We start from the raw sequence: 22546 nt of genomic DNA, 5'->3' as shown, positions 1-22546 counted from the left end.
AGCAGCCTTTGGCTGCTTTTTTATTATGTAACGATATTGTTTATTGGCATATATTGGTCAGAGGTCATATGACCCTGTGATGGTGACTACTGCTGAGTAAATCCATAAATACTCGAAACAATACCTGATAACAATTACCTGATAAAAATAATCCAAATAAAATAAGGAACGGATTCCATGACGCCATTGGCACTTTGGCGAGCGCTGTTTATGCCAACCACGATAAGTTGGCAGGGCGAAGACGCGCGCTACGTCGATACCTTTTTGTTTTTTACGCTAACCTCTTTCTTTGTCGGGCTATATAGCCTGTTCAAGTGGTATGAACACGGCCACAGTGCACTGGTCATGACGTCTATTTTACTGGTGGCGCTAGAATGCCTAGCGGGGGGGGTGTTTAGGCTTAGTAAGCAGGCCGAAGCAGCCTTGAACATCGGCTTTCTTGGTATGGTGATCCACGCGGTCAATATCATTTACCAAACTGGCGGTATTGCACAATCGACTCAGTCCTTCTGGTTGCCGTTGTTGATCGTGGCTTTTTACCTATCGGCAAAGCTGTTTATGGCAACAGCGTGGTCATTTCTGGTGGTCTTGATTTCCGGCTGGATGGTGAACGGCCATTTATCGGGGCAGGTTTTCCCCAACGTGGAACTCAGTTCAACGTCCCTTGCCATTGAGACTTGGTCAGGCTTCTTACTGCCATTGGTTGTGATTGTCGTTGCCCAAGCGTGGGTATCTCGGCAAAGGCAAGCGGCGATTGAGCAGGCCGAGTCAGCCCACCATGCGAGCGAGGCGATTGCGGTACAGGCCAAGCAAGGGGCAAATCAGCTTTCAGAGGTGTTGGATCAGGCCAGTGGCAATGCCGAATCGCTGACTCAGGTATCGGGGGTGATTGAGCAGCAATCATCAGAACTGCACCAGCAGGTAGGGACGTTGAATGTCAATTGTGAGTCACAGGCCAGTGCTGCAGAGCAAATGAGTGAGCAAGTGAAACACCTCACTCAAGGGATGGAAGCATCTGATCAGTTTGTGACTGAGCTAAAACAGCGCAGTGATATTATCTACCGTCAAGCCGCAACCAGCTCCGAATCCCTTCAGGCATCCAAAGAGGCCATAGCCCGGATCCTGAGCAGCAATGATGAGATTATGTCGGTGGCCGATGTGATCACTTCCGTCGCCGAGCAAACCAATTTGCTGGCACTGAACGCAGCCATTGAAGCCGCTCGGGCCGGTGAGCAGGGCAGGGGCTTTGCCGTTGTGGCAGAGCAGGTCCGTGAGTTATCTGCCAAAAGTAACAGTTCGGCGGTGGATATCCGTGCCTTGCTGGAGCGAAGCCGGCGTGAGGTATCACAAGGGCAGACCGTTATTGAAAGCAGCACCACAGAGCTGAGTGGGATCATCGATCAGGTCAGCAGTGTCTCGGTGGACGTTAGCCAACTGGCCGAAACCATTAGCCAGCAGGTTGAAGCGCTTAGGGAACTGACATGTGCCAGCCAGGCAGTCGCCAGCAGTGTGGTCGAAACCAATCAGGTATCTGATGCCGTTGCTGCCCAAGGTGCGCTATTAGCGGAGCAGGTAGAGCAGCTCAATGCATTGGCTGAGAGCCTTAATCAGGTAGTGGGAATGCGCCAGAAAGTGGCATAGGGTTTGTCTAGCGACGGCCTTTGTAAATGAAAAAAGAGCTGGATATACATCCAGCTCTTTACTATCCTAGAGCCAATTTTTTGGATTGAGAAAAGAGATCTTGCTGTGATTGGCCGACTACGTGGAATCATCATTGAAAAACAACCACCTGAAGTATTGCTTGAGGTGAACGGCATGGGCTATGAAGTTCAGATGCCGATGAGCTGCTTTTACGAGCTGCCGCAAGTTGGCCAGGAAGCGATTATCTCGACCCACTTTGTGGTGCGTGAAGATGCCCAACTGCTGTATGGCTTCAATAAAAAAAGCGAGCGAGATCTGTTCCGCGAAGTGATCAAAGCCAATGGTGTTGGCCCTAAATTGGGTCTGGCTATCCTTTCGGCAATGACAGCGAGCCAGTTTGTCCTAAGTGTTGAAAACGAAGATGTCACCACCTTGGTCAAAATTCCGGGGGTGGGCAAGAAGACTGCCGAACGCTTGGTGGTGGAAATGAAAGACCGCCTCAAAGGCTGGGGTGAGGGCGATCTGTTCACCCCTGCCCTGGATACGGCGGCCTCGAACGCACCAGTACAAGATACGGCATCACAGGCACGTGCCGAAGATGAGGCGGTCAGTGCGCTGGTTGCACTGGGTTACAAACCTCAGCAAGCATCGAAAGTGGTTGCACAAGTTGCCCAGCCGGAGATGACCAGTGAAATGATTATTCGTGACGCCCTGCGTTCAATGGTGTAATTCGTGGTTGCTCGTTTAGTTTTAGGTTTCGGTATTTAGGTAAGCTTGATGATAGAAGCAGACAGATTGGTCGCCAATGAGTTCCCTACCACGCGCGAAGAAGACATTATCGATCGCGCGATCCGTCCCAAGTTGCTCGAAGACTACAAGGGGCAGGATCATGTTCGTGGTCAAATGGAGATCTTCATTCAGGCTGCCAAGCTACGTGATGAAGCCTTGGATCACTTACTGATTTTTGGCCCTCCGGGCTTGGGTAAAACCACCTTGGCTAACATTGTTGCCAACGAGATGGGTGTGAGTATCCGTACCACGTCAGGCCCGGTATTGGAAAAAGCCGGTGATCTGGCGGCATTGCTGACCAACCTCGAAGAAAATGACGTCTTGTTCATTGATGAGATCCACCGTCTCAGCCCGCAGGTAGAAGAAATATTGTATCCAGCAATGGAAGACTACCAGCTGGATATTATGATTGGTGAGGGGCCGGCAGCCCGCTCAATTAAGATTGACCTGCCGCCGTTTACTTTGATCGGTGCGACAACCCGTGCCGGCTCACTGACATCTCCGCTTCGAGATCGTTTTGGTATTACCCAGCGCCTTGAATACTACAAGGTGGAAGATCTGAAAGGCATTGTCCAGCGTAGTGCTAATTGCCTAGATTTATCGATGGAAGAAGCCGGTGCGATGGAAGTGGCAATGCGTGCCCGTGGGACACCCCGTATCGCTAACCGCTTGTTGCGCCGGGTACGTGACTTTGCCGAAGTGAAAGGCAATGGTCATATTTGTCCGGATGTGGCTGCCAAAGCGCTGGATATGCTGGATGTCGATAGCAGCGGTTTTGATTACATGGACCGCAAGTTGCTTATGGCAATTATTGATAAGTTCATGGGCGGTCCGGTTGGCTTGGACAACCTTGCGGCGGCTATCGGTGAAGAGCGTGATACCATCGAAGATGTGCTTGAGCCGTATTTGATCCAGCAGGGCTTCCTGCAACGTACGCCGCGTGGTCGCATTGCCACCCACCGTGCTTATTTGCATTTCGGGTTTGATGTGCCGGAAACCAAGTAAAACAGTCGATAAAAAGCGGTGATTAAGGTTCACCGCCGGTTGTTTGAATAAAACGTTAAATTGACCCCCCAAAAAAAACGAGGCCATATGGCCTCGTTTTTGTTTTTAACACCTAGCACAACCGATTTTTGTTTAACTGCTGTTTCTATCGTTACAAGTCTGTGACATATCAAGTGCATCTTACAGACAAAAAATATCGTATCTTTTGCAGTCGCTGTAGCGTTTGGTTGCTTTGTGAGCGCTTTTTAGTAGTTGCTTTTATACATTTCAGCAAAGCTTGGTTGGTAAAGCGCAATGATTTTTTCAAAAAAACGAGCCATATCTACTTCCTCAATCTAAATCAATGTGGTTGGGGAAACAGCCTACAACCCGCCAAAAAGAGGACTTTTAGTCTCTGGGCGGCTTTATCTGTTTCTGGGGCTGATTATAGATGTTTTTCACTTCGCCAAAAGCGAATTAAATTTAAATTTCGGATTACTTAATCTAATTCGAATATGTGCCTATTAGTGACTGTACCTACTGATTTTTCAGCAATGGATGATGAATGCTGGTGGCTTAATAACCCGTTCAAGTATATTCAATCCTCTTTTTTCTAAGGATAACCAGCCAAAATATGAAGGGATAAAACAGAATGTGAAGTGGCATGAATAGGGCGGTCGAAGATTTAAAAAACCGACGTTTTATTCTCTTGCTTTCAGTGTCCTAAACGGATGGTAATAGTTTGATCTGGGTCAATCAAGATGCGGGTGGTTAATAAATGAGCGGGGTTTATTGATATTTATCAAAGCAAATTGTGCGATAAATCCATTGAGCCCGAGAGCGAATGTCAGTAATATTAGCAATGACTTTATTAGCTGTAGCTTAACAACAAATTAACTAATTTGGTACAGTGTCGCAACATATCAAGGATGCCGTTAATAAATACAATGATGGCAACCAGGAAGGTGACAAAATTGCGACGACGTTTGGCTACATTTTGCTAAGCCCAACCATAAGTGCACGGTGTTGTACTGTCGTCAGTCAGCCTGGCGAAAGAAGGAGTTCTCAATGTTCACTGATATCGTCGAACTATCGCGGTTACAGTTCGCATTAACTGCGATGTATCACTTTTTGTTCGTCCCACTGACTCTCGGTATGGCTTTCCTGCTAGCCATCATGGAGTCGGTTTACGTAATGACTGGAAAGCAAATCTACAAGGACATGACCAAGTTCTGGGGTAAGCTTTTTGCCATTAACTTTGCCCTGGGTGTTTCCACGGGTCTTACCATGGAGTTCCAGTTTGGCACAAACTGGGCATACTACTCCCACTACGTAGGTGATATTTTCGGTGCGCCACTGGCTATCGAAGCACTTATCGCTTTCTTCCTTGAATCTACTCTAGTCGGCCTGTTCTTCTTTGGTTGGGATCGTCTATCCAAGCGTCAGCACCTTGCTGTGACTTGGCTAGTGGCTCTTGGCTCTAACTTCTCGGCGCTATGGATTCTTGTTGCTAACGGTTGGATGCAGAACCCTGTAGGTGCAGAGTTCAACTTCGAAACCATGCGTATGGAAATGGTAAGTTTTGCAGAAGTGGTACTTAACCCGGTTGCACAGGTGAAATTCGTTCACACTGTTGCATCTGGTTACGTAACCGGCGCGATGTTCGTACTGGCTATCAGTTCTTACTACTTGCTTAAAGGTCGCGATATTGCTTTTGCGCGCCGTTCATTCGCGATTGCTGCGGCATTCGGTATGGCATCTATCTTATCTGTAATCGTACTGGGTGACGAATCAGGCTACGAGCTAGGCGACGTTCAAAAAACCAAACTAGCCGCGATTGAAGCGGAATGGCATACAGAAGAAGCGCCAGCTGCCTTCACGCTGTTTGGTATTCCAAATCAGGAGACCATGGAAACAGATTATGCGATCAAGATCCCTTACGTAATGGGTATTATCGCAACGCGTTCTTTCGACACTGAAGTAACAGGCCTACGCGACCTGAAAGCCGAGCACGAAGAGCGTATCCGTAACGGTATGATTGCTTATGGCCTACTTGAGAAACTGCGTGCTGGTGATAAGACACCGGAAAACATTGCCGCGTTCGATGAGGTTAAGCATGATCTGGGCTATGGCTTCCTGGTTAAGCCTTATGCTGACAACGTTGTTGATGCGACAGAAGAAGACATTGCGCGTGCTGCCGATGATTCTATCCCAACAGTATGGCCGCTATTTTGGAGCTTCCGTATCATGGTGGCGTGTGGCTTCCTGATGCTGGGTATTATCGGTGCGGCATTTGTTCAGTCTTGCCGTCATAAGATCACTGATAACAAATGGGTACTGAAAGCCGCGCTATACGGTCTACCACTACCTTGGATTGCAGTAGAAGCCGGCTGGTTTGTTGCCGAATATGGTCGTCAACCATGGGCGGTTGGTGAAATTCTACCGGTGTCGATGGCTGTGTCTAACCTGACACCGTCAGACATCATCACTTCTTTGCTGGCAATTATTGCACTGTACACAGTGTTCCTGATTGCTGAATTGTACCTGATGATCAAGTTTGCTCGTCTAGGTCCTAGCAGCCTGAAAACTGGCCGCTACCACTTTGAAACTAATGATGCACCACAGAATGTGGTATCGCGTCAGGTTGAAGCATAATCAGGGAGAGTTAAGCAATGTTTGAATATGAAGTATTGCGATTTATCTGGTGGGCGTTGATCGGTGTGCTATGCATCGGTTTCGCCGTCACCGATGGTTTTGACATGGGTGTCGGTGTACTGTCCCGTATTATCGGTAAGACAGACAGCGAACGCCGAGTAATGATTAACTCGATTGCCCCTCACTGGGATGGTAACCAAGTTTGGCTGATCACCGCAGGTGGTGCGCTGTTTGCGGCGTGGCCATTGGTTTACGCAACCGCGTTCTCTGGCTTCTACTTTGCCATGATCATTACACTAGCAGCACTTTGGCTTCGTCCGATCGGTTTTGACTACCGTTCAAAGATTGAAGACCCAAAATGGCGTGAAGCGTGGGATAAAGCCATCTTCGTCGGTAGCTTCGTTCCGCCTGTTATCTTCGGTGTGGCATTTGGCAACCTGATGCAAGGTGTACCATTTGAGCTGAACGAGTTCCTGATCCCGACTTATAAAGGATCGTTCTTTGGTCTGCTGAACCCGTTTGCCCTGCTATGCGGTATCGTGAGCATCCTGATGATCACGACCCAAGGGGCTGCATACCTACAGATGAAAACGACCGATGCCATCCGTGAGCGTGCTCGTCGCGTAGCGATGCTGACTTCTGTGGGTACGGCGGTTTGTTTTGCTATTGCTGGTCTTTGGGCTCAGAGCATTGAAGGTTATGTGATTACATCTGAAATTATTAAAGATGCACCATCAAATCCGCTGACGAAAGAGGTTGTTCGTCAGACCGGTGCGCTATTTAATAACTTCGATGCGTATCCGCTATTATGGATTGCACCGCTTTTGGCTGTCGCGATGCCTGTACTGACTGTGCTTTGTTCTCGTGCCAACCGTGGTGCGCTGGCCTTTGTTACATCGAGCCTGACGATGGCGGGTGTGATCTTGACGGCGGGTTTTGCCCTGTTCCCGTTCATCATGCCTTCAAGCCTGATCCCGGGTCACAGCCTGACCATGTGGGATGCTACCTCTTCTGAGCTGACGCTGAACATCATGACAGGCGTCGCAGCGGTGATGGTTCCAATTATCTTGGCGTACACGTCTTGGTGTTACTACAAGATGTTTGGCCGTCTTGATACGCAATATATTGAAGAGAACAAGAACTCACTGTACTAAGGAGACAGACTATGTGGTATTTCGCTTGGATCCTGGGTGTGCTTCTTGCCTGCTCATTCGGAATCATCAACGCGCTGTGGCTTGAAGCGACAGAAAATATGGATAAAGAGGATATCGGTGAGTAACCTCAATCACTGGGTGAAGCGTGTCCACCAGTGGGTAGACGTTGGTCTGCTGCGCTTAGTGGCACTGCTGATGTCATTGGCATCGGCAGGACTGGTGGTGTGGGAACCCACACTCTTCGCTCAGGCGATTGGCGGATTCGGACCGATTATCTCGCCAGCCCTGATATGGGCAACGTGTGCCGCGATGGTCTTCGGCGTTGGCTTTGTGCCTCGCCATTGGTACTGGCAGGTGTTCTTCACCCCGTACTTTTCGTTGCCGATATTGGCGTATATTTTGTTTCTGCGGTTAATGTAACGGGTTGATGCAAAATTACTCACGCTGACACAAAAATACACAATTGAAACAGCCCATTGCAATTAAGCAATGGGCTGTTTTTTTATATCTGGATAAAATATATGCAGATAACGTACCGACAATGGATGATAGGGAGTGATAAAGTCATCAAAACGTAAAACTCAGCAGGTTTACTCGCAATGCATGATTCCAATCGGGTAGCCAAGTTAGGTATAGTAAGCGACTGAGTAAAAGCCTAAATACATTGGCATATACCCAAGTTACATCAAGGTGCAGGATTCAGAGGGATGTCAGCGCATTCAATACAAGGCGAAGGTTTGCAGGAATGGCATTCCCTTTTAAAAAGCTTCAACGAAGGAGTGAATGCGCTGACACCCTCCCAAAGGGCGAGTTTTCTAAGCTCATATACAGCGTTATTGTTTTTCGATTTAGAACCACTAGATCATCTAAACAATGCCTCGTCTATAAGCTTATAAATTCTCGCTGAACCTGCATCTTGAAGTAGCTTGGGTATAAGTGATAGAAAACCAAGGTTGGAATGATAATGACCGAAGAGTACCCATTTGAATGGCCGATTAGGGTCTACTACGAAGATACGGACGTAGGCGGCCTGGTTTATCATGCTAACTATATTAAGTTTTTTGAGCGGGCGAGGACGGAACTCTTCCGCCACGTCGGTGTCAGTCTTAACGACTTGTTCGCCGAAAAAGTCAGTTTTGTTGTCAGACATATGGAGGTTGACTACCTCAAAGGCGCCAAATTGGATGAGCAGCTTATTGTTCGAACTTGGCCTAATACTATACGCCGGGCATCAATCGAATTTTGTCAGGTTTTAGTTAACAATAATGGGCAAACCTTGTGTAGTGCATCAATTCAGGTAGCCTGTGTCCACCCCGATACGTTGAAACCTATCAAGATCCCAGAGCATATTTTATCGGAGATAACTAAGTGACTGCTGAACTTTCGATTTTAGATCTTTTCCTACAGGCGAGCCTGCTGGGTAAGGCTGTTGTACTCATTTTGATGGGTATGTCGGTCACGTCTTGGGCAATGATCATTAAACGATCCCAAGTCTTGTCGCAGGCAAAAAATCATGTGGACCGCTTCGAAGACCGTTTTTGGTCTGGTGTTGACTTGTCGCAGCTTTACCAAGAAGTCGAGGCGCGAAAAGATAGCCTGACCGGTACCGAACAAATCTTCCATGCCGGTTTTAAAGAGTTTGCCCGTTTACACCGTAACAACGGCAAAGCGCCGGAGGCGGTAATGGAAGGGGCAGGCCGTGCGATGCGCGTCGCACTTTCCCGTGAAGTGGAAGAACTTGAAACCAACTTGCCGTTCTTGGCGACAGTCGGTTCTATTAGCCCGTATATTGGCCTATTCGGTACCGTATGGGGGATCATGCACGCCTTTATTGCCCTAGGTGCCGTGAAGCAAGCGACCTTGGCAATGGTTGCCCCGGGTATTGCCGAATCATTGATTGCGACGGCGATCGGCCTGTTTGCGGCAATCCCTGCAGTGATGTTTTTCAATAAGCTGACCAACCAGGTGTCTAAGCTTGAGCACTCGTATGCGACCTTTATGGAAGAGTTTTCAAGCATCTTGCACCGCCAGGCATTTGCTGCTCACCAGGAGTAAATAGCATGGCTTATCAACCGAAGAAGCGAAGAGTTACATGCGAGATCAACGTTGTTCCTTATATCGATGTAATGTTCGTATTGTTAATCATCTTTATGGTGACAGCGCCGTTCATTACTCAGGGGGTCGATGTTGACTTGCCGAGTACCACCACGGCTAAAACCGCGGCGGAACTGGTCGGCGAGAACAACGAAAAGCCGCCAATTATTGTTGAGGTCAGCCAAGATGGTCACCTCGGCATCAGTGTGGATGACCGGGAAATGCAGCGCGGGCTTGGCCTTAATGACCTGCTAACCCGGGTGCGTGCCGAGTTGCAACTGAACCCTGAGTCTGCGGTGCTGGTAGGCGGTGATGCGCGCGCTCCCTATGCCTATATCATCGAAACCCTCGATGCCCTTAATCAAGCTGGTGTTGGGTCGGTAGGCCTGATGACCGAGCCATTAGAGCAATAAGTAGGCAGGCAGGATGAAAAAGAAAGATTACAGTGCTGCCTTCATTATTTCGTTACTTATGCATGGTTCACTGGTCGTGATGTTGTTATGGGGATCGGATTTCGTCATGACAAAACCGAAGCCGTCGGGCAACATCGTTCAGGCGGTGGTGGTAGACCCTGCGTTGGTGAATCAGCAGGCGCAGCGTATTCGCCAGCAACGTGAAGCGGCCAAAGCCGCCGAACAAGACAGGCTGAAGCGTTTAGAGCAACAAGCTGATGCATTGGAAAAAATGCGTCGGGAAGAAGAGCAGCGTTTACGTCAGCTTAAGGCGGACAAACTCAAAGCCGAAAAAGCAGCGCGTGAAGCCGAACAGGAGCGTAAGCGAGTGGCGGCTGAACGAAGTAAGGCGGCGGAAGAGAAGCGGAAAGCCGATGAGGCGGCACGTGTTGCCCGAGAGCAAGCGGCCAAGGCAGAAGCCGAACGCAAGGTGAAACAAGAAGCGGCACGAAAAGCTGAAAAGGAACGTCAGCGCCAGGTTGCCGAGCAACGCAAGGCCGAGGAAGCCACACGTCAAGCTGAAGCGGCAGCAGTCAAGGCTGAAGCCGAACGCAAGGCGCAGGTAGCGGCGAAGAAAAAAGCGGAAGAAGCAGCGCGCAAGGCCGAGGCTGCCCGTAAGGAAGCCGAGCGCAAAGCGGCAGAAGCCCGTGAAGCTCAGCGTCAGCAGGAAGCGGCACTAAACGACATGTTTGCCGGCCTTGAAGCCGAATCTGAACAGCGTGGTGGTGCCCGCGGCCAGTTTGTCGCTGATGAAAGAGATCGCTACGGTGCTATCTATAGGCAGATGATCCAGCAGAACCTGCTGGTTGAACAGAGCTTTATCGGCAAAGAGTGTGTGATCCGCATGCGCTTGTCGAGCAATGGTTTGGTTCTTGAAGCGTCGGAAGATGGCGGTGACGGTGCACTTTGCCGGGCGGCGAGAGCCGCGGTGGTTAAAGTGAGCCAGTTCCCGATGCCGGAAGACCCAGCGGTTGTAGAGCAGCTGCGCAACATCAGACTAACAGTAAGCCCGCAATAAGGAAGGAGTAATGATGAAACGTTGGTTAATGGGTTTGTGCGTGGCGTTGCTGAGTTTCAGCCAAATCGCCCATGCAGAGCTGGAATTGGTGATCACTGAAGGGGTGGACTCTGCCCGTCCGATCGGTGTCGTTCCTTTCAAGTGGGAAGGGGCCGGTAAAATGCCGACGGATATTTCAGCGGTCATTGCTTCTGATCTCCGTCGAAGCGGTAAGTTCTCACCGGTGTCGACCAGTAACATGCCGCAAACGCCTTCTAGTGAAGATCAGGTGGATTACAATGCCTGGACCTCAATGGGGGTTGATGCTTTGGTGACCGGCACGGTGACCATGAATGAGCAGGGCAACTATGTGATCCACTACCAGCTCATTGATGTGGTACGTGGCCAGTTGACCAGCGGTCAGAGCCGCGGCTTGGAGAATGGCGAGTTGGTGTTGACCAAAGACCATCTTTTACTTAATAACCGTGCGACAGTTAAAGAGTCACGTCTACGTCATTATGCGCACCGTATTTCCGATATCGTGTATGAAAATCTGACGGGTGAGAAAGGGGCCTTCCTGACCCGAATCGCCTATGTCGTGATTGATGATAAAGCCCAATACCCGTACCAGCTGCGTGTCGCAGATTATGATGGCTTCAACGAACGTTTGGTGCTGAAATCCCAGCAGCCTTTGATGTCTCCGTCATGGTCGCCTGATGGTAGTAAGTTGGCATATGTCAGTTTCGAGAACCAGCAGGCACAGATTTTCATTATGGATATCTACAAGGGTACCCGTGAGATGGTGACGTCGTTTCCTCGCCACAACGGTAGCCCTCGTTTCTCGCCAGACGGCAAGAAATTGGCCATTGTGCTATCAAAGAGCGGTAGCTTGCAGATCTACATTAAAGACCTAGAAACCAAGGAATTGAAGCAGATCACCCGTGGCCGAGCTAACAATACCGAAGCATTTTGGGATCCGAGCGGCGACTCTTTAATTTTTACCTCAGACAGAGGTGGTAACCCACAGATTTATAGAGTAAATTTAGCTGACGGTTCGACTAAGCGCCTGACTTGGCAAGGAAGTCAGAACCTCGGTGGTCAATTGACGCCTGATGGTCGGTTCCTGGTGATGGTGAACAGGTCTGATTCTGGCTACAACATTGCCAAACAAGACTTGAAAACGAATGCCGTGCAGGTACTGACCAAGACATTTTTGGATGAATCACCAAGCATCTCGCCAAATGGTGGCATGGTGATTTACAGTTCGGTTAATAACAAGTCTAACGAGCTGTCATTAGTGTCGATTGATGGGCGATTTAAGGCAAGATTACCTGCTACTAATGGGCGTGTAAGGGCTCCGTCCTGGGGACCTTTCCTCTAAGTTAGTAGCAACTAGCAATAAAAAAGGAAAATAAAATGCAACTGAACAAAGTTTTAAAGGGCTTGGCAATTGCGCTGCCAATGTTCACTCTAGCGGCGTGTAGCTCTAGTGACAGCACTGATAGCTCAGCAGCTTCAGAAACCAATACCGGTTCGACTACAGAGCAGTCTACGGTAGTAACATCACCGGTTGAGCAAGAGCCAGTGCTTTCTGAGCAGGAGCTACGCAGCCAGCAGCTACGTCAAGAACAAACTATTTACTTCAAGTTTGACAACGCTGAAATCCAGCCTGACTACCAGGACTTGCTGACCGCTCACGCTGAATACCTTCGTGACAACGCGGCAGTTAACGTGATTGTTGAAGGTCACGCCGATGAGCGTGGTACGCCTGAGTACAACATCGCCCTAGGTGAGCGTCGTGCTAACGCAGTTGCTAAGTACCTTCAGGCGTTGGGTGTATCTGCAAGCCAGATCTCAATTGTTAGCTACGGTGAGGAAAAGCCACTAGTCCTTGGCCATACTGAAGCTGACTACGCCAAGAACCGTCGTTCGGTTCTGGTTTACTAAGCCATAATAGGTAATTACGATGAACAGTAACACAATGCGAAAGCTCGCATTAACGTTGCTGGTTGGTGCGGCGACCCAAGTGGTCGCCGCACCTGCTCCTGTTACTGAAATCAGCGGTAACAGTGCGCAGGGCGGTAGCCTGGAACGTCTGGAAAGGATGATTGAGGCACGCAACCAGGTGCAGTTGGATATGCAACGGCAACTGGATCAGCTGGCAACCGAAATGGATGAGCTGCGAGGGATCGTAGAAAGAAACAGCTATGATCTCAGCCAGATGCTTGAACGTCAGCGCGAGCTCTACCGTGAGGTTGACAGCCTGAGTCGTCAGCCCCAGGCAAAGGCGGCTGAAGAGCCAGCATCGGATAAAGCAAGTACCGAAGTTTACTCCAGTAATCTGGGCGAGAATGAAGCGTATGAATCCGCGGTTAACCTGATCCTAAAAGAGAAGGATTACTCCGGCGCGATCACCGCTTTCAAAGCGTTTTTGGTCACGTACCCTGAATCAAGCTACAAGCCGAATGCCCATTACTGGCTTGGCCAGCTCTATTTTACTCAAAACCAACTGTCTGAAGCGACAGAGCAATTCACCGCTGTTGCCAGTGTTGAAAAGTCCAACAAGCGCGCTGATGCATTGTTGAAGCTTGGTATTATTGCCGAGCGTAGCAAGAAGCCGGAAGATGCGAAAAAATACTACCAGCAAGTTATTTCGACCTACCCGGACTCAACCAGTTCACGTCAGGCGCAAAGCAATCTCGATAAGCTCTAAGCGCTAGCTCGCATGTAGTTAAGAAGGCCGGTTAACCGGCCTTTTTTGATCCATGATATTTGAACGTTTGCGGTGTATAATGCGCGGAGTGTACATGGACAGCAATAGAGCAAGCGAGCTATGAGTCTTACTTTTGATCCCTCTGAAATGGTTTACCCGTTTCCACCTAAGCCAACTCCGCTAACTGCCGATGAGCAGCAAGCATACAAGGCAAAAATCAAGGCATTGCTTAAGGAAAAAGATGCAGTGCTGGTGGCCCACTATTATACCGATCCTGAAATCCAGGCACTGGCAGAAGAAACCGGAGGGTTCGTTGGTGACTCGCTGGAAATGGCCAAGTTTGGTAACCAGCATCCAGCCCAAACGCTCGTGATCTGTGGCGTGCGCTTCATGGGTGAGTCGGCCAAGATCCTAACCCCGGAAAAGCGCGTACTGATGCCAACGCTAGAGGCTGAGTGTTCACTTGATCTTGGTTGCCCGATTGAAGAATTTAGCAAATTCTGTGATGACCACCCGGATCATACGGTGGTGGTTTACGCCAATACCTCTGCGGCAGTAAAAGCCCGAGCAGACTGGGTCGTGACCTCGAGTATCGCATTGGAAATTGTCGAGCACCTTGATAGTGAAGACAAGAAAATTATCTGGGGCCCAGACCGCCACCTAGGTTCTTATATCGCCAAAGAAACCGGTGCTGAGATGTTGTTGTGGCAAGGGGAATGTGTCGTTCATGACGAGTTCTCGGCTAAAGCCTTGCGTGATATGAAGCATTTGCATCCAGATGCCGCTATTCTGGTTCACCCGGAATCGCCAGCAAGTGTGGTGGCTCTGGCGGATGCGGTTGGCTCAACCAGCCAGTTGATTAAAGCTGCTAAGTCGTTGCCTCAGCAAAAGTTGATTGTGGCAACCGATAAAGGCATCTTCTTCAAGATGCAGCAGATGGTACCGGGTAAAGAACTTATCGAAGCGCCGACAGCAGGCGCTGGTGCCACTTGTCGTAGCTGTGCTCATTGTCCTTGGATGGCAATGAACGGCCTCAAAGCGATTGAGCAGGGCTTGCGTGAAGGCGGAGAACTGCATGAAATCTTCGTTGATGAGTCACTACGCGAAAAATCTTTGATCCCGCTTAACCGTATGTTGGACTTTGCCGCCCAACTCCAGGTGAGCGTGAAAGGCAACGCGTAAACGGTTAACTGATAGCGAACAGATAAAAGAGCGACCATCGGTCGCTCTTTTTTATATGCTACAGCTGATGTTGGATTAGAGGTTTAACAAAGGGGGCTTTCATGGGACAGACAATGCTCACAGTCGCTTTGCCAATTGCGCTGGCATGGATGATGTATTGTGTTGGTTTGACGCTGTCTTTGGCTGACTTTAAGCGGGTTGGTCGTTATCCGCTATCTATTTTTTCTGGTTTGGTTGCACAATTGGCTGGCTTGCCGCTGATTGCACTGGCCCTGATACACTTTCTCGGTCTGCCGGAAGTGGTGGCCGTTGGCCTGTGGCTTCTGGCACTGGCTCCTGGCGGGGCATCGTCCAATGTGATCACCCATCTGTCCGGCGGCAATACCGCACTGTCCATTTCGATGACGGCAGTGAGCAGCGTGGTTATCCCATTCAGTCTCCCTTTGCTACTTCCTGTGGTTCTGAGCGACTCCCAGTTGGTGCTGCCAGTCAAAACGGCGATTTTGCAGCTCGTCATGGTGACGCTGGTGCCTGTCACCATCGGCATGGTGAGTAACCATGTGGGGCGTGGCAAGCGGTTTGCGAGTTTTGCCAAGTGGGCTGGGCACTCATCGGTTTGGGTGCTGATGTTCACGGTTGCCATTACCCTGGCGGTGAATAGCCAGGTGTTTCAGCAGCTATTTTCCAGCGCTTCGGTTGTCGCGGTTGCCTTGTGCCTGTTGGGTATGGCGCTTGGGGCTATTGTTGCCCGTTTGCTCAACGGCGGACCGGTGTTGACCACGACGTTGGCGATTGAGGTGGGGATCCAGAATGCGGGGACTGCGATTTTTGTCGCCGTGGTTCAGCTCGGGCAGCCTGAGTTGGCATTGACGCCATTATTGTATGGGGTGTTGATGAATATTCCGGTCGCGGTGATGATCTACCGCTATCAGAGAGGACGTTTACGCTCGCTGTTTGCTCGTTAGCCTGATAAAAAAGGCGGTCACTCAATTACCGCCTTTTCTTTGGGATTTGGGCGATTACGCTTCAGCTTCGTCTTCGTTGACCAGCTGGTAGGCACGAATTGTCAGGCCACATAGCATGGTTGGGACAGAAGCGAAGATTTCTTCGAACTGGGCAAGGCCGTCCGCACCTTCCTGGGAAAGGGCTTCCATTGCATTTTCTGGATCGTACAACAGGCTGAAGCAAAGTAAAACGCCGCCAAGCAGGGCATTGTTCTCGCTCTCTTCTGGCATGATGGTTTCCCAGTCATCGCGAGATAGCTGCCAGCCTTGCAGTAGGCCTTCTGCAAAGTCACGGGTATCGCTAGATACCAGCTCTTTATCATCGAGCGAACAGCCTTCCGGCCAGTGCCAGCTGCCTTCCAGTAAGGCTTCACGACTTTCGTTCCATAAGTCAATAATGGCGTTGGCATAGACTTCTAGATCTTCTTGGCTGTTAAAAGGAGAGGTTTCTTCGCCGCCCCACATGAAAGCCAGCCATTCGGATGGGTTGATCAAATGTGGTGCAGCAGCCATTGCGGTAACAAAACCACGGGTCTGGGCTTCAGAAAGCAACTGTTGAGCCAGTTGTGGGTTTTCCAGCAGTGTGCGTAAAGATGAAGACATAATTCGCTCTCGTAAGTTTTGTCTCTGGGTTTGTCCAACGTAAATTGTCGCTGGATGAACACGATGTAGGTTTATCCCCATATAGTAACAGGCTAGTGAAGAAGGTGGGACTGTTCACATGTAAATCAAGACCTTTGCTGCAATTGTGAACACTTGGTTGATTGTGCTATGTTTTTTGTTGACCTTTACCATCCCAGCCACTATAGTAGCGACCCTGTTGAGGCGCTATGCCTTGGCACGACAATTTGGTGAGTTGTCCGAGTGGCTGAAGGAGCACGCCTGGAAAGTGTGTATACGGCAACGTATCGAGAGTTCGAATCTCTCACTCACCGCCACATTTCATGAAAAAGCCCGTTGATTATCAACGGGCTTTTTTGTATCTGACGATTGGACAATTGAATATTTGTCCCCGCATTATTTGATGAGCAGTCCGCCTTTTTTTGGTGCTTTGGCTTAGCGTTTCGGGCCCGTTCGGGAACGGTTTATCGCATGGCTGAGTGCCTTGTTCATTTGCTTGATCCGTAAAACAATTGCGGCATTGATGCTATGGGGCGGATAGTGGCCTTTGGTATTTGGTGTTCCCATTTGTTGGTCGGTGAGCAGTGCCATTATTTGATGAATATGATCAACAGCCCATATATGAAACTGCCCCTTGGCCACTGACTGGCGGACTTGTTGGTTGACCATCAAGTGGACGGTGTTGGTTTTCGGAATGATCACGCCTTGTTCCCCGGTCAGGCCATCAGCGTTGCAGATATCAAAGAAGCCTTCGATTTTTTCGTTGACCCCGCCGATGGCTTCAATATTGCCATGCTGATCGATGGCACCGGTTACGGCAATACTTTGTTTTAGCGGGACTTGTGCAATAGCTGATAAGAGTGCACAGAGTTCGGCTGCTGATGCACTGTCACCGTCGACAATACCGTAGGACTGCTCGAAGGTAAGGGTGGCCGAAAAGGCGAGTGGCTGCTGCTGCTCGTATTGTTCGCGCAGGAAGGCGGTCAGGATCATGACTCCTTTGGAGTGGCTCGGACCGCTGAGATCAACCTCCCGCTCGATATTGATAACACTGCTTTGACCGAGGTGCACAGCTGCGGTGATCCGGCTTGGACGGCCAAACAGGCAGTCGTCAAGGCAGATCACCGACAGGCCGTTTATTTGGCCGATGGTTTCACCCTCAACCTGAATCTGGCTGATCCCGCGGTGAATGTTATCCGTTATGCATTCTTTGAGGTAGCTACTCCGAAATCGGCGGGTGTCAATTGCCTGTTCAACTGCAGCGGCGGTGATCAGCTTAAGGGCCTGTTGCTCTGCCCAGTAATTTGCCTCGAGCATGATCCCGCTTATCGTGTCCCGATGCAGTGTCATTTTTTCGCCGTCTTCAACCAGCCGAGAAGCATGCTCGATGAGCCTTGCCACCGCACTACGGTCGAGTGGCCGTGCCTGTACCTCCGTTTGCAGCGCCTTGATAAATCTCGAGAAGAGCCGGCAGGATTCCGGTGTACGGCTGATCTCTTCTGAACAATCGGCCTGGACTTTGAACATCTGGCCAAAGTCGGGATCGTAACGCTTGAGCAGGTAGTAAGTCATACGATCGCCGACCAAGATAACTTTGATATCGATAGGTATTGCATCCGGCTCTAGCGCGGTAAGTGCTGTGACACTGAGCTGTTGCTCGAGCGGTTGGATTTTGATTTCTTCAGACAGTAAAGTGCGCTTGAAAACATCCCAAACAAAGGGCTTGTTGAGCAGTTGGATCACGTCGATGATCAGGTAGCCGCCGTTGGCTCGATGAAACGCCCCTGGCTTGATTAGGGTGAAATTGGTGATGAAAGTGCCGAGTTCACCCTTGTGTTCGATCCGGCCGATTAAGTTGGCGTAGGTCGGATTATCTTCATATATCACCGGGGGGGAATTGTGCTGACTGTTATCGACAATAATATTGACTTCGTAGATGGTGAAGGGACTAAAGCTAAGCTTTTGTCCGGTATATTCGTTCACCTCGGTCTCAAGGCTACCGTTGAACAGGGGGATGTTATTAAGGATATGTTGCTTGAGTTTTTCGATGTGCTGTTCGATACATTCGACGGCCATGATATCGGCTGGGAGTTGCCCAATAAGGTAATCGAGTGTACTGGCTACAAACTCTCTTTCCAGCTGATCTTTTTTGCCCCTCATTTCCTGATCCCAAAACGGTACTTGCTTGATCAGGTTGACGAGCATCTGCCTTAGCTCTTCGACCGACTCATCGATCACTTTCCGTTCGTCTTCTGGGAGCTTCTCGAACTCCTCTTTGCTGATAACTTTGTCTTTTTTGACCGGGTGAATGACATAGCCTTTATGTGAGCGCTTTAAGATACAACTTTTGGCTTTAGCTCGTGCTTCGATTGCCTGGAACGCCGCGATTTCTTTGCCGTTGAGCTCATTTTGCAGCTTGTCGATGCTGTTGATGAATTTGTCATTTTGTAATAATGAAGGCACGGTTTTTTTCAGCCCTTCGATCAGCACCTGGAGATTCTCTTTTAGCCGGAGCCCCATTCCCGCAGGTAACTGGAGAGCAACGGGTTTGCTGTTGTTGGCGAAGTTATTGACGTAACACCAGTCAGAGAGTGTCTTATCAGTATCGAAATGTTGGGATAGCAGCTGTTTGGTCATCGAAAGCTTACCAAGTCCCGCAGAACCCATGACAAAGATATTGAACCCCTTATTCGGGATCCCTATGCCGAGCTTGATGGCCTCAGCGGCGCGTTTTAACCCTAGAGGGTTATCTGTTGAGTCTATTTCTTCTGTCGTCTTGAAGTCGAAAAGAGCGGGATCGCAAGGATGGAACAGTTCGGTTGCTTTGAGTTTGGTCTCCGCTGTCACTTGACCGACTTGAGCGGAATAGCGGGATGAAACCTTTGCTTTACGTTGTTGGTTGGTCTTAGAGCGTAAACTCTTCATAGCATCGGCTGATCCGGCAGATATTGAGATATCGCTAAGTATAATAATCAATAGAGCAATTGGGTGACTCAACTTTTGTAGTCGATAGCAGAGAGTGAAATATTGGTATGTAGAGGTTTAAAGCAGGGAATTTCTCCTATCTTTATGGAGGGGGCATGAACTATGATTGAATTTGATAAATTATCTGGTTTTTTTTCTAGCTTTTATACTTTTAAGCCAAGGGAAAGGTTTATTTATCTTGATTTCCACTTACATACCACAGTCTCTGAGGGAATCACCATTTCTCCCTCTTTACTGTCTTTCCTGTCAGATAAACCCCATTTGATTTCTATTACCGATCACAATGATATCAGGGGAGCTGCAGCGGCATGCGAAATAGGGATGAGTAACATCCCGGGTATCGAGTTGGTTTGTAAAGATGGCTTTGAGTTGCTTGTCTATTTTAAAACGATGCAAGAGCTGGAAGCGTTTTATACCCAGGAAGTCGAAAGAAATACGCACTGTTACCTGGTGGCAAGGACAAATAAGGATATCGGCTATTACTTGGACCTCCTGTCTGAGAGGGATTGCTACTTATCGATTCCACATATCAATGGCTTGGCCGAAAAGAACTTCGTGAAAAGTGTGCCTTATGTGAAAAACGTGATTAACAGGGTAGATGCCATTGAAACCTATAATCATGCATTACCGAAGAACCGGAATGTGAATGCGCAGATCATCCGTCGCTCTTACCAATTAGAGGCAACATTTGGCAGCAGTGCATTGATCAACCGCGATCTATTGTCCTTTTGCCGCTATCTCGACCAAGAGGAAAAGCGCCACCATAGGCTACTAGACAGCTTCTACAGAAGTCCGCTGGAATATGGGCTTGCCCAGCCTTGGACTGGGCAATGAATGGGGGGGTTAGTTTTTCTTGGTCCCTAGGATCTGCGCCACAACGATAATGGCAACGGCAACCAAGTTAGCAGCGAAGATAATTTCTAGCCACTGTGGCATTGAAAGGCCGAAGAATTGCCAAACAATCTTGCCGCAGTCGCCCGAGGCTTCAAAGAACCACGGTACCCACTGGTTGAGCGGAGCCCATGCCGGGAAGTTTACGTCCAGCGCACAGGTGGCTGACCATGGGAATTCCGGGAACTGGTAGGCGACATGTTCTTGAGCCAGTGCAAGACCCTGGTAAGAACTGTAAGCCCAGCCAGCAAGTCCTGTCCAGCGAATAACATTGTTCTTTGGCGCGATCATTCCCAATATTGCAGCAAAAGCGATCCCCATCATGGCAACGCGTTCGTAGACACACATTACACACGGATCGAGCTTCATTACATGCTGGAAGAACAGTGCACAGGCTTCAAAAAAAATGATGAAGGCCAGTAAGATAGCCCACGAAAGTCGACTCTTCGAAAAAGTATTTAGAAAATACATATGGGGTTCCTGATTGAAAGGTTAACTGCAAAAACGACGTTGTTAGATAACCGATGGTAGCAAAGGTCTCAGTCGGCTTAGCACTTAGCTGTCACTGGGTGATAAAGACCAAGAAAATACCAATATGGGTCATATCTTTGGTCATAGTGATAAATACTAGCACCAAATAATGACGAAAAATACAATAAAGCCCTGATGATTCAGGGCTTTATTAAAGACAATCAGATGTAAGATAAATTCAATTAATGGCCAACAGCCGGGGCAATATGTGAACCCGTTTCCACTACTGCCTGCGTGATCCAACCGAGGTCATGGAACCATTGTGTCATGGGTACCAGTGTGAACTCGATGCAAGCCAAACCAACCAGCGATAGCACGATAGTGTATGGCAGTGCCATGTAAACCATGCGGCCGTATGACAGGCGGATCAATGGAGCCAGTGCTGAAGTCAGTGCAAACAGGAATGCAGCCTGACCATTTGGAGTCGCAACAGATGGCAGGTTGGTACCAGTGTTGATGGCAACGGCAAGCATATCGAACTGATCACGGGTAATGATGCCGTCCATCAGTGCGGCTTTGACTTCATTGATATATACCGTACCGACGAAGACATTGTCAGAGACCATCGATAGCAGGCCATTGGCGATATAGAACATGGTCATCTGCGCACTGCCTTCAAGGCTCAGTACCATCTCAATGATCGGAGCAAACAGGTGTTGGTCGATGATCACGGCAACAATAGAGAAGAAGACCGCAAGCAGGGCGGTGAATGGCAGTGCTTCTTCAAATGCTTTGCCCAGCGCATGTTCATCGGTAATGCCGGTGAACGAGGTTGCCAGGATAATCACGGTCAGACCGATCAGGCCGACAGCGGCTAAGTGCAATGCAAGGCCGACGATCAACCAGATCGCGATGACAACTTGGATAATCAGCTTGGCATAATCCAAGTTGGTACGGCGCTTGCGCTCTTCATTGTCAAAGTCGACCAAGATACGGCGGACATTTTCTGGCAGGCGAGCACCGTAACCGCATATCTGGAACTTTTCGACCAATACACAGGTGACAATACCGCAAAGAAATACAGGCAGAGTTACTGGCAACATGCGGATGATAAACTCACCGAACAGCCATCCAGCCTGATCGGCGATGATCAGGTTTTGCGGCTCACCCACCATGGTCATGACACCACCCAGTGCCGTACCGATACCGGCGTGCATCAGCAGGCTGCGAAGAAAGGCGCGGTAGTTTTCTAAGTCATCACGGCTAACCTCAAGAATATGCTTGTCCGAGGTATGGTCGTGTGAGGCATGGGGCTCCTGACCAGAAGCGACCTTGTGGTAAATACTGTAGAAGCCAATGGTAACGCTGATCACGACAGCAATAACGGTCAAGGCATCGAGGAAGGCTGACAAAAAAGCAGCCATTACACAGAACGCCAGTGAAAGCAGGGTTTTGGAGTGGATGCCAATCAATATTTTGGTGAAGATATAAAGCAGCAGCTGTTTCATGAAATAGATGCCTGCGACCATAAAGATCAGCAGCAACATAACTTCAATATTGGCAACCAACTCGTGCTTGACCATTTCAGGACTCGTCATCCCGATAGCGACGGCTTCGATAGCGAGCAGACCACCGGGCTGTAATGGATAACACTTCAGCGCCATCGCTAGGGTAAAGATGAACTCGATAACGAGTAGCCAGCCTGCAATAAAGGGGTCAACCAGAAAGAAAACAATTGGGTTGATGATCAGAAAAGCAATAATAGCGACTTTGTACCAGTCGGGTGCTTTACCGAGGAAGTTTTTTATAAAAGCGTTCCCTAGCGAAATTGCCATGTGTTCGAGTCTCTTGATATACGCAAATACTAATAATAATGAGCTGCGTTGCTATCTTGCCTTGTAAGTCTGAGAGCA

The 22546-nt window shown here is 49.2% G+C and carries 21 protein-coding genes and 1 tRNA gene; 18 read left to right on the top strand and 4 right to left on the bottom strand.

Going from position 1 to position 22546, the window contains the following annotated elements:
• The first annotated feature begins 177 nt into the window (after positions 1-177).
• From C9I99_RS17715 to C9I99_RS17640, 16 genes are all read left to right on the top strand, one after another.
• Complete coding sequence (locus C9I99_RS17715) at positions 178-1641, top strand: methyl-accepting chemotaxis protein (RefSeq protein WP_107350184.1); 1464 nt, start codon at positions 178-180, stop codon at positions 1639-1641.
• Positions 1642-1746: 105 nt separating this feature from the next.
• A complete protein-coding gene (gene ruvA / locus C9I99_RS17710; RefSeq protein ID WP_107350183.1) occupies positions 1747-2370 on the top strand; it encodes a Holliday junction branch migration protein RuvA in 624 nt (207 codons plus the stop codon).
• 48 nt (positions 2371-2418) lie between these two features.
• Positions 2419-3435: a Holliday junction branch migration DNA helicase RuvB gene (gene ruvB, locus C9I99_RS17705; RefSeq protein WP_107350182.1), complete on the top strand. Its 1017-nt coding sequence runs from the start codon at positions 2419-2421 to the stop codon at positions 3433-3435.
• A gap of 1047 nt (positions 3436-4482) precedes the next feature.
• The gene (gene cydA / locus C9I99_RS17700; protein WP_107350181.1) at positions 4483-6069 is read left to right on the top strand and encodes a cytochrome ubiquinol oxidase subunit I; all 1587 of its coding nucleotides are present in this window, start codon (positions 4483-4485) and stop codon (positions 6067-6069) included.
• 17 nt (positions 6070-6086) lie between these two features.
• The gene (cydB, locus tag C9I99_RS17695) at positions 6087-7223 is read left to right on the top strand and encodes a cytochrome d ubiquinol oxidase subunit II (RefSeq protein ID WP_107350180.1); all 1137 of its coding nucleotides are present in this window, start codon (positions 6087-6089) and stop codon (positions 7221-7223) included.
• Between the two features lie 11 nt (positions 7224-7234).
• Positions 7235-7348 (top strand): cytochrome bd-I oxidase subunit CydX, encoded by a 114-nt coding sequence (gene cydX / locus C9I99_RS17690; protein ID WP_044622852.1) that lies wholly within the window; start codon positions 7235-7237, stop codon positions 7346-7348.
• Entirely contained in the window at positions 7341-7643 is a 303-nt protein-coding gene (ybgE, locus tag C9I99_RS17685) for a cyd operon protein YbgE (protein ID WP_107350179.1), read from the top strand. The genes cydX and ybgE overlap by 8 nt, the downstream gene beginning before the upstream one ends.
• Before the next feature lie 544 nt (positions 7644-8187).
• Complete coding sequence (gene ybgC, locus C9I99_RS17680; RefSeq protein ID WP_107350178.1) at positions 8188-8595, top strand: tol-pal system-associated acyl-CoA thioesterase; 408 nt, start codon at positions 8188-8190, stop codon at positions 8593-8595.
• Positions 8592-9278, top strand: a complete 687-nt coding sequence (gene tolQ / locus C9I99_RS17675) for a protein TolQ (RefSeq protein WP_107350177.1) — start codon at positions 8592-8594, stop codon at positions 9276-9278. Before ybgC ends, tolQ begins: the two co-directional genes overlap by 4 nt.
• A 5-nt stretch (positions 9279-9283) precedes the next feature.
• Positions 9284-9730 carry a protein TolR gene (gene tolR / locus C9I99_RS17670; RefSeq protein WP_107350176.1) on the top strand — a complete coding sequence of 149 codons (447 nt, stop codon included), beginning with the start codon at positions 9284-9286 and terminating at the stop codon, positions 9728-9730.
• A 13-nt stretch (positions 9731-9743) separates the two neighbouring features.
• The gene (tolA, locus tag C9I99_RS17665) at positions 9744-10787 is read left to right on the top strand and encodes a cell envelope integrity protein TolA (protein WP_107350175.1); all 1044 of its coding nucleotides are present in this window, start codon (positions 9744-9746) and stop codon (positions 10785-10787) included.
• A 10-nt stretch (positions 10788-10797) separates the two neighbouring features.
• The gene (tolB, locus tag C9I99_RS17660; protein WP_107350174.1) at positions 10798-12147 is read left to right on the top strand and encodes a Tol-Pal system beta propeller repeat protein TolB; all 1350 of its coding nucleotides are present in this window, start codon (positions 10798-10800) and stop codon (positions 12145-12147) included.
• A gap of 35 nt (positions 12148-12182) precedes the next feature.
• Positions 12183-12713 carry a peptidoglycan-associated lipoprotein Pal gene (gene pal, locus C9I99_RS17655; RefSeq protein ID WP_107350173.1) on the top strand — a complete coding sequence of 177 codons (531 nt, stop codon included), beginning with the start codon at positions 12183-12185 and terminating at the stop codon, positions 12711-12713.
• A 19-nt stretch (positions 12714-12732) separates the two neighbouring features.
• Entirely contained in the window at positions 12733-13479 is a 747-nt protein-coding gene (ybgF, locus tag C9I99_RS17650) for a tol-pal system protein YbgF (RefSeq protein WP_107350172.1), read from the top strand.
• A 120-nt stretch (positions 13480-13599) separates the two neighbouring features.
• Positions 13600-14661, top strand: coding sequence for a quinolinate synthase NadA (gene nadA / locus C9I99_RS17645; protein ID WP_107350171.1), 1062 nt, complete (start codon positions 13600-13602; stop codon positions 14659-14661).
• Between the two features lie 101 nt (positions 14662-14762).
• Positions 14763-15626: a bile acid:sodium symporter family protein gene (locus C9I99_RS17640; RefSeq protein WP_107350170.1), complete on the top strand. Its 864-nt coding sequence runs from the start codon at positions 14763-14765 to the stop codon at positions 15624-15626.
• 54 nt (positions 15627-15680) lie between these two features.
• Here C9I99_RS17640 and C9I99_RS17635 read toward each other — a convergent pair whose 3' ends face one another.
• Positions 15681-16268, bottom strand: a complete 588-nt coding sequence (locus tag C9I99_RS17635; RefSeq protein WP_107350169.1) for a UPF0149 family protein — start codon at positions 16266-16268, stop codon at positions 15681-15683.
• Between the two features lie 247 nt (positions 16269-16515).
• Here C9I99_RS17635 and C9I99_RS17630 point away from each other — a divergent pair.
• Positions 16516-16603 (top strand) — tRNA-Ser (locus C9I99_RS17630).
• Positions 16604-16721: 118 nt separating this feature from the next.
• Here C9I99_RS17630 and C9I99_RS17625 read toward each other — a convergent pair.
• Positions 16722-19211, bottom strand: a complete 2490-nt coding sequence (locus tag C9I99_RS17625) for a Lon protease family protein (protein ID WP_107350168.1) — start codon at positions 19209-19211, stop codon at positions 16722-16724.
• Between the two features lie 162 nt (positions 19212-19373).
• On the opposite strand from C9I99_RS17625, the gene C9I99_RS17620 reads away from it, so the two are divergent.
• Positions 19374-20105 carry a PHP domain-containing protein gene (locus C9I99_RS17620; protein WP_107350167.1) on the top strand — a complete coding sequence of 244 codons (732 nt, stop codon included), beginning with the start codon at positions 19374-19376 and terminating at the stop codon, positions 20103-20105.
• A 9-nt stretch (positions 20106-20114) separates the two neighbouring features.
• Here the strand turns inward: C9I99_RS17620 and dsbB are convergent, their stop codons facing one another.
• The gene (gene dsbB / locus C9I99_RS17615; RefSeq protein ID WP_107350166.1) at positions 20115-20633 is read right to left on the bottom strand and encodes a disulfide bond formation protein DsbB; all 519 of its coding nucleotides are present in this window, start codon (positions 20631-20633) and stop codon (positions 20115-20117) included.
• Between the two features lie 242 nt (positions 20634-20875).
• Complete coding sequence (gene nhaB / locus C9I99_RS17610; protein WP_107350165.1) at positions 20876-22468, bottom strand: Na(+)/H(+) antiporter NhaB; 1593 nt, start codon at positions 22466-22468, stop codon at positions 20876-20878.
• Between the last annotated feature and the right edge of the window lie 78 nt (positions 22469-22546).

It is taken from the genome of Photobacterium lutimaris, from assembly GCF_003025555.1.
Lineage (GTDB): Bacteria > Pseudomonadota > Gammaproteobacteria > Enterobacterales > Vibrionaceae > Photobacterium > Photobacterium lutimaris.
The sequence above is the reverse complement of the archived record's forward strand: the minus strand, read 5'-3'. Positions and strand labels throughout refer to the sequence as shown.

Coding starts and splice junctions, on each gene's coding strand:
- tolA (WP_107350175.1), top strand. CDS start 9,744: ATGAAAAAGAAAGATTACAGTGCTGCCTTCATTATTTCGTTACTTATG.
- C9I99_RS17620 (WP_107350167.1), top strand. CDS start 19,374: ATGATTGAATTTGATAAATTATCTGGTTTTTTTTCTAGCTTTTATACT.
- ybgF (WP_107350172.1), top strand. CDS start 12,733: ATGAACAGTAACACAATGCGAAAGCTCGCATTAACGTTGCTGGTTGGT.
- nhaB (WP_107350165.1), bottom strand. CDS start 22,468: ATGGCAATTTCGCTAGGGAACGCTTTTATAAAAAACTTCCTCGGTAAA.
- C9I99_RS17640 (WP_107350170.1), top strand. CDS start 14,763: ATGGGACAGACAATGCTCACAGTCGCTTTGCCAATTGCGCTGGCATGG.
- pal (WP_107350173.1), top strand. CDS start 12,183: ATGCAACTGAACAAAGTTTTAAAGGGCTTGGCAATTGCGCTGCCAATG.
- cydA (WP_107350181.1), top strand. CDS start 4,483: ATGTTCACTGATATCGTCGAACTATCGCGGTTACAGTTCGCATTAACT.
- nadA (WP_107350171.1), top strand. CDS start 13,600: ATGAGTCTTACTTTTGATCCCTCTGAAATGGTTTACCCGTTTCCACCT.
- C9I99_RS17625 (WP_107350168.1), bottom strand. CDS start 19,211: ATGAAGAGTTTACGCTCTAAGACCAACCAACAACGTAAAGCAAAGGTT.
- C9I99_RS17635 (WP_107350169.1), bottom strand. CDS start 16,268: ATGTCTTCATCTTTACGCACACTGCTGGAAAACCCACAACTGGCTCAA.
- tolR (WP_107350176.1), top strand. CDS start 9,284: ATGGCTTATCAACCGAAGAAGCGAAGAGTTACATGCGAGATCAACGTT.
- ruvB (WP_107350182.1), top strand. CDS start 2,419: ATGATAGAAGCAGACAGATTGGTCGCCAATGAGTTCCCTACCACGCGC.
- C9I99_RS17715 (WP_107350184.1), top strand. CDS start 178: ATGACGCCATTGGCACTTTGGCGAGCGCTGTTTATGCCAACCACGATA.
- dsbB (WP_107350166.1), bottom strand. CDS start 20,633: ATGTATTTTCTAAATACTTTTTCGAAGAGTCGACTTTCGTGGGCTATC.
- cydB (WP_107350180.1), top strand. CDS start 6,087: ATGTTTGAATATGAAGTATTGCGATTTATCTGGTGGGCGTTGATCGGT.
- tolB (WP_107350174.1), top strand. CDS start 10,798: ATGATGAAACGTTGGTTAATGGGTTTGTGCGTGGCGTTGCTGAGTTTC.
- ybgC (WP_107350178.1), top strand. CDS start 8,188: ATGACCGAAGAGTACCCATTTGAATGGCCGATTAGGGTCTACTACGAA.
- cydX (WP_044622852.1), top strand. CDS start 7,235: ATGTGGTATTTCGCTTGGATCCTGGGTGTGCTTCTTGCCTGCTCATTC.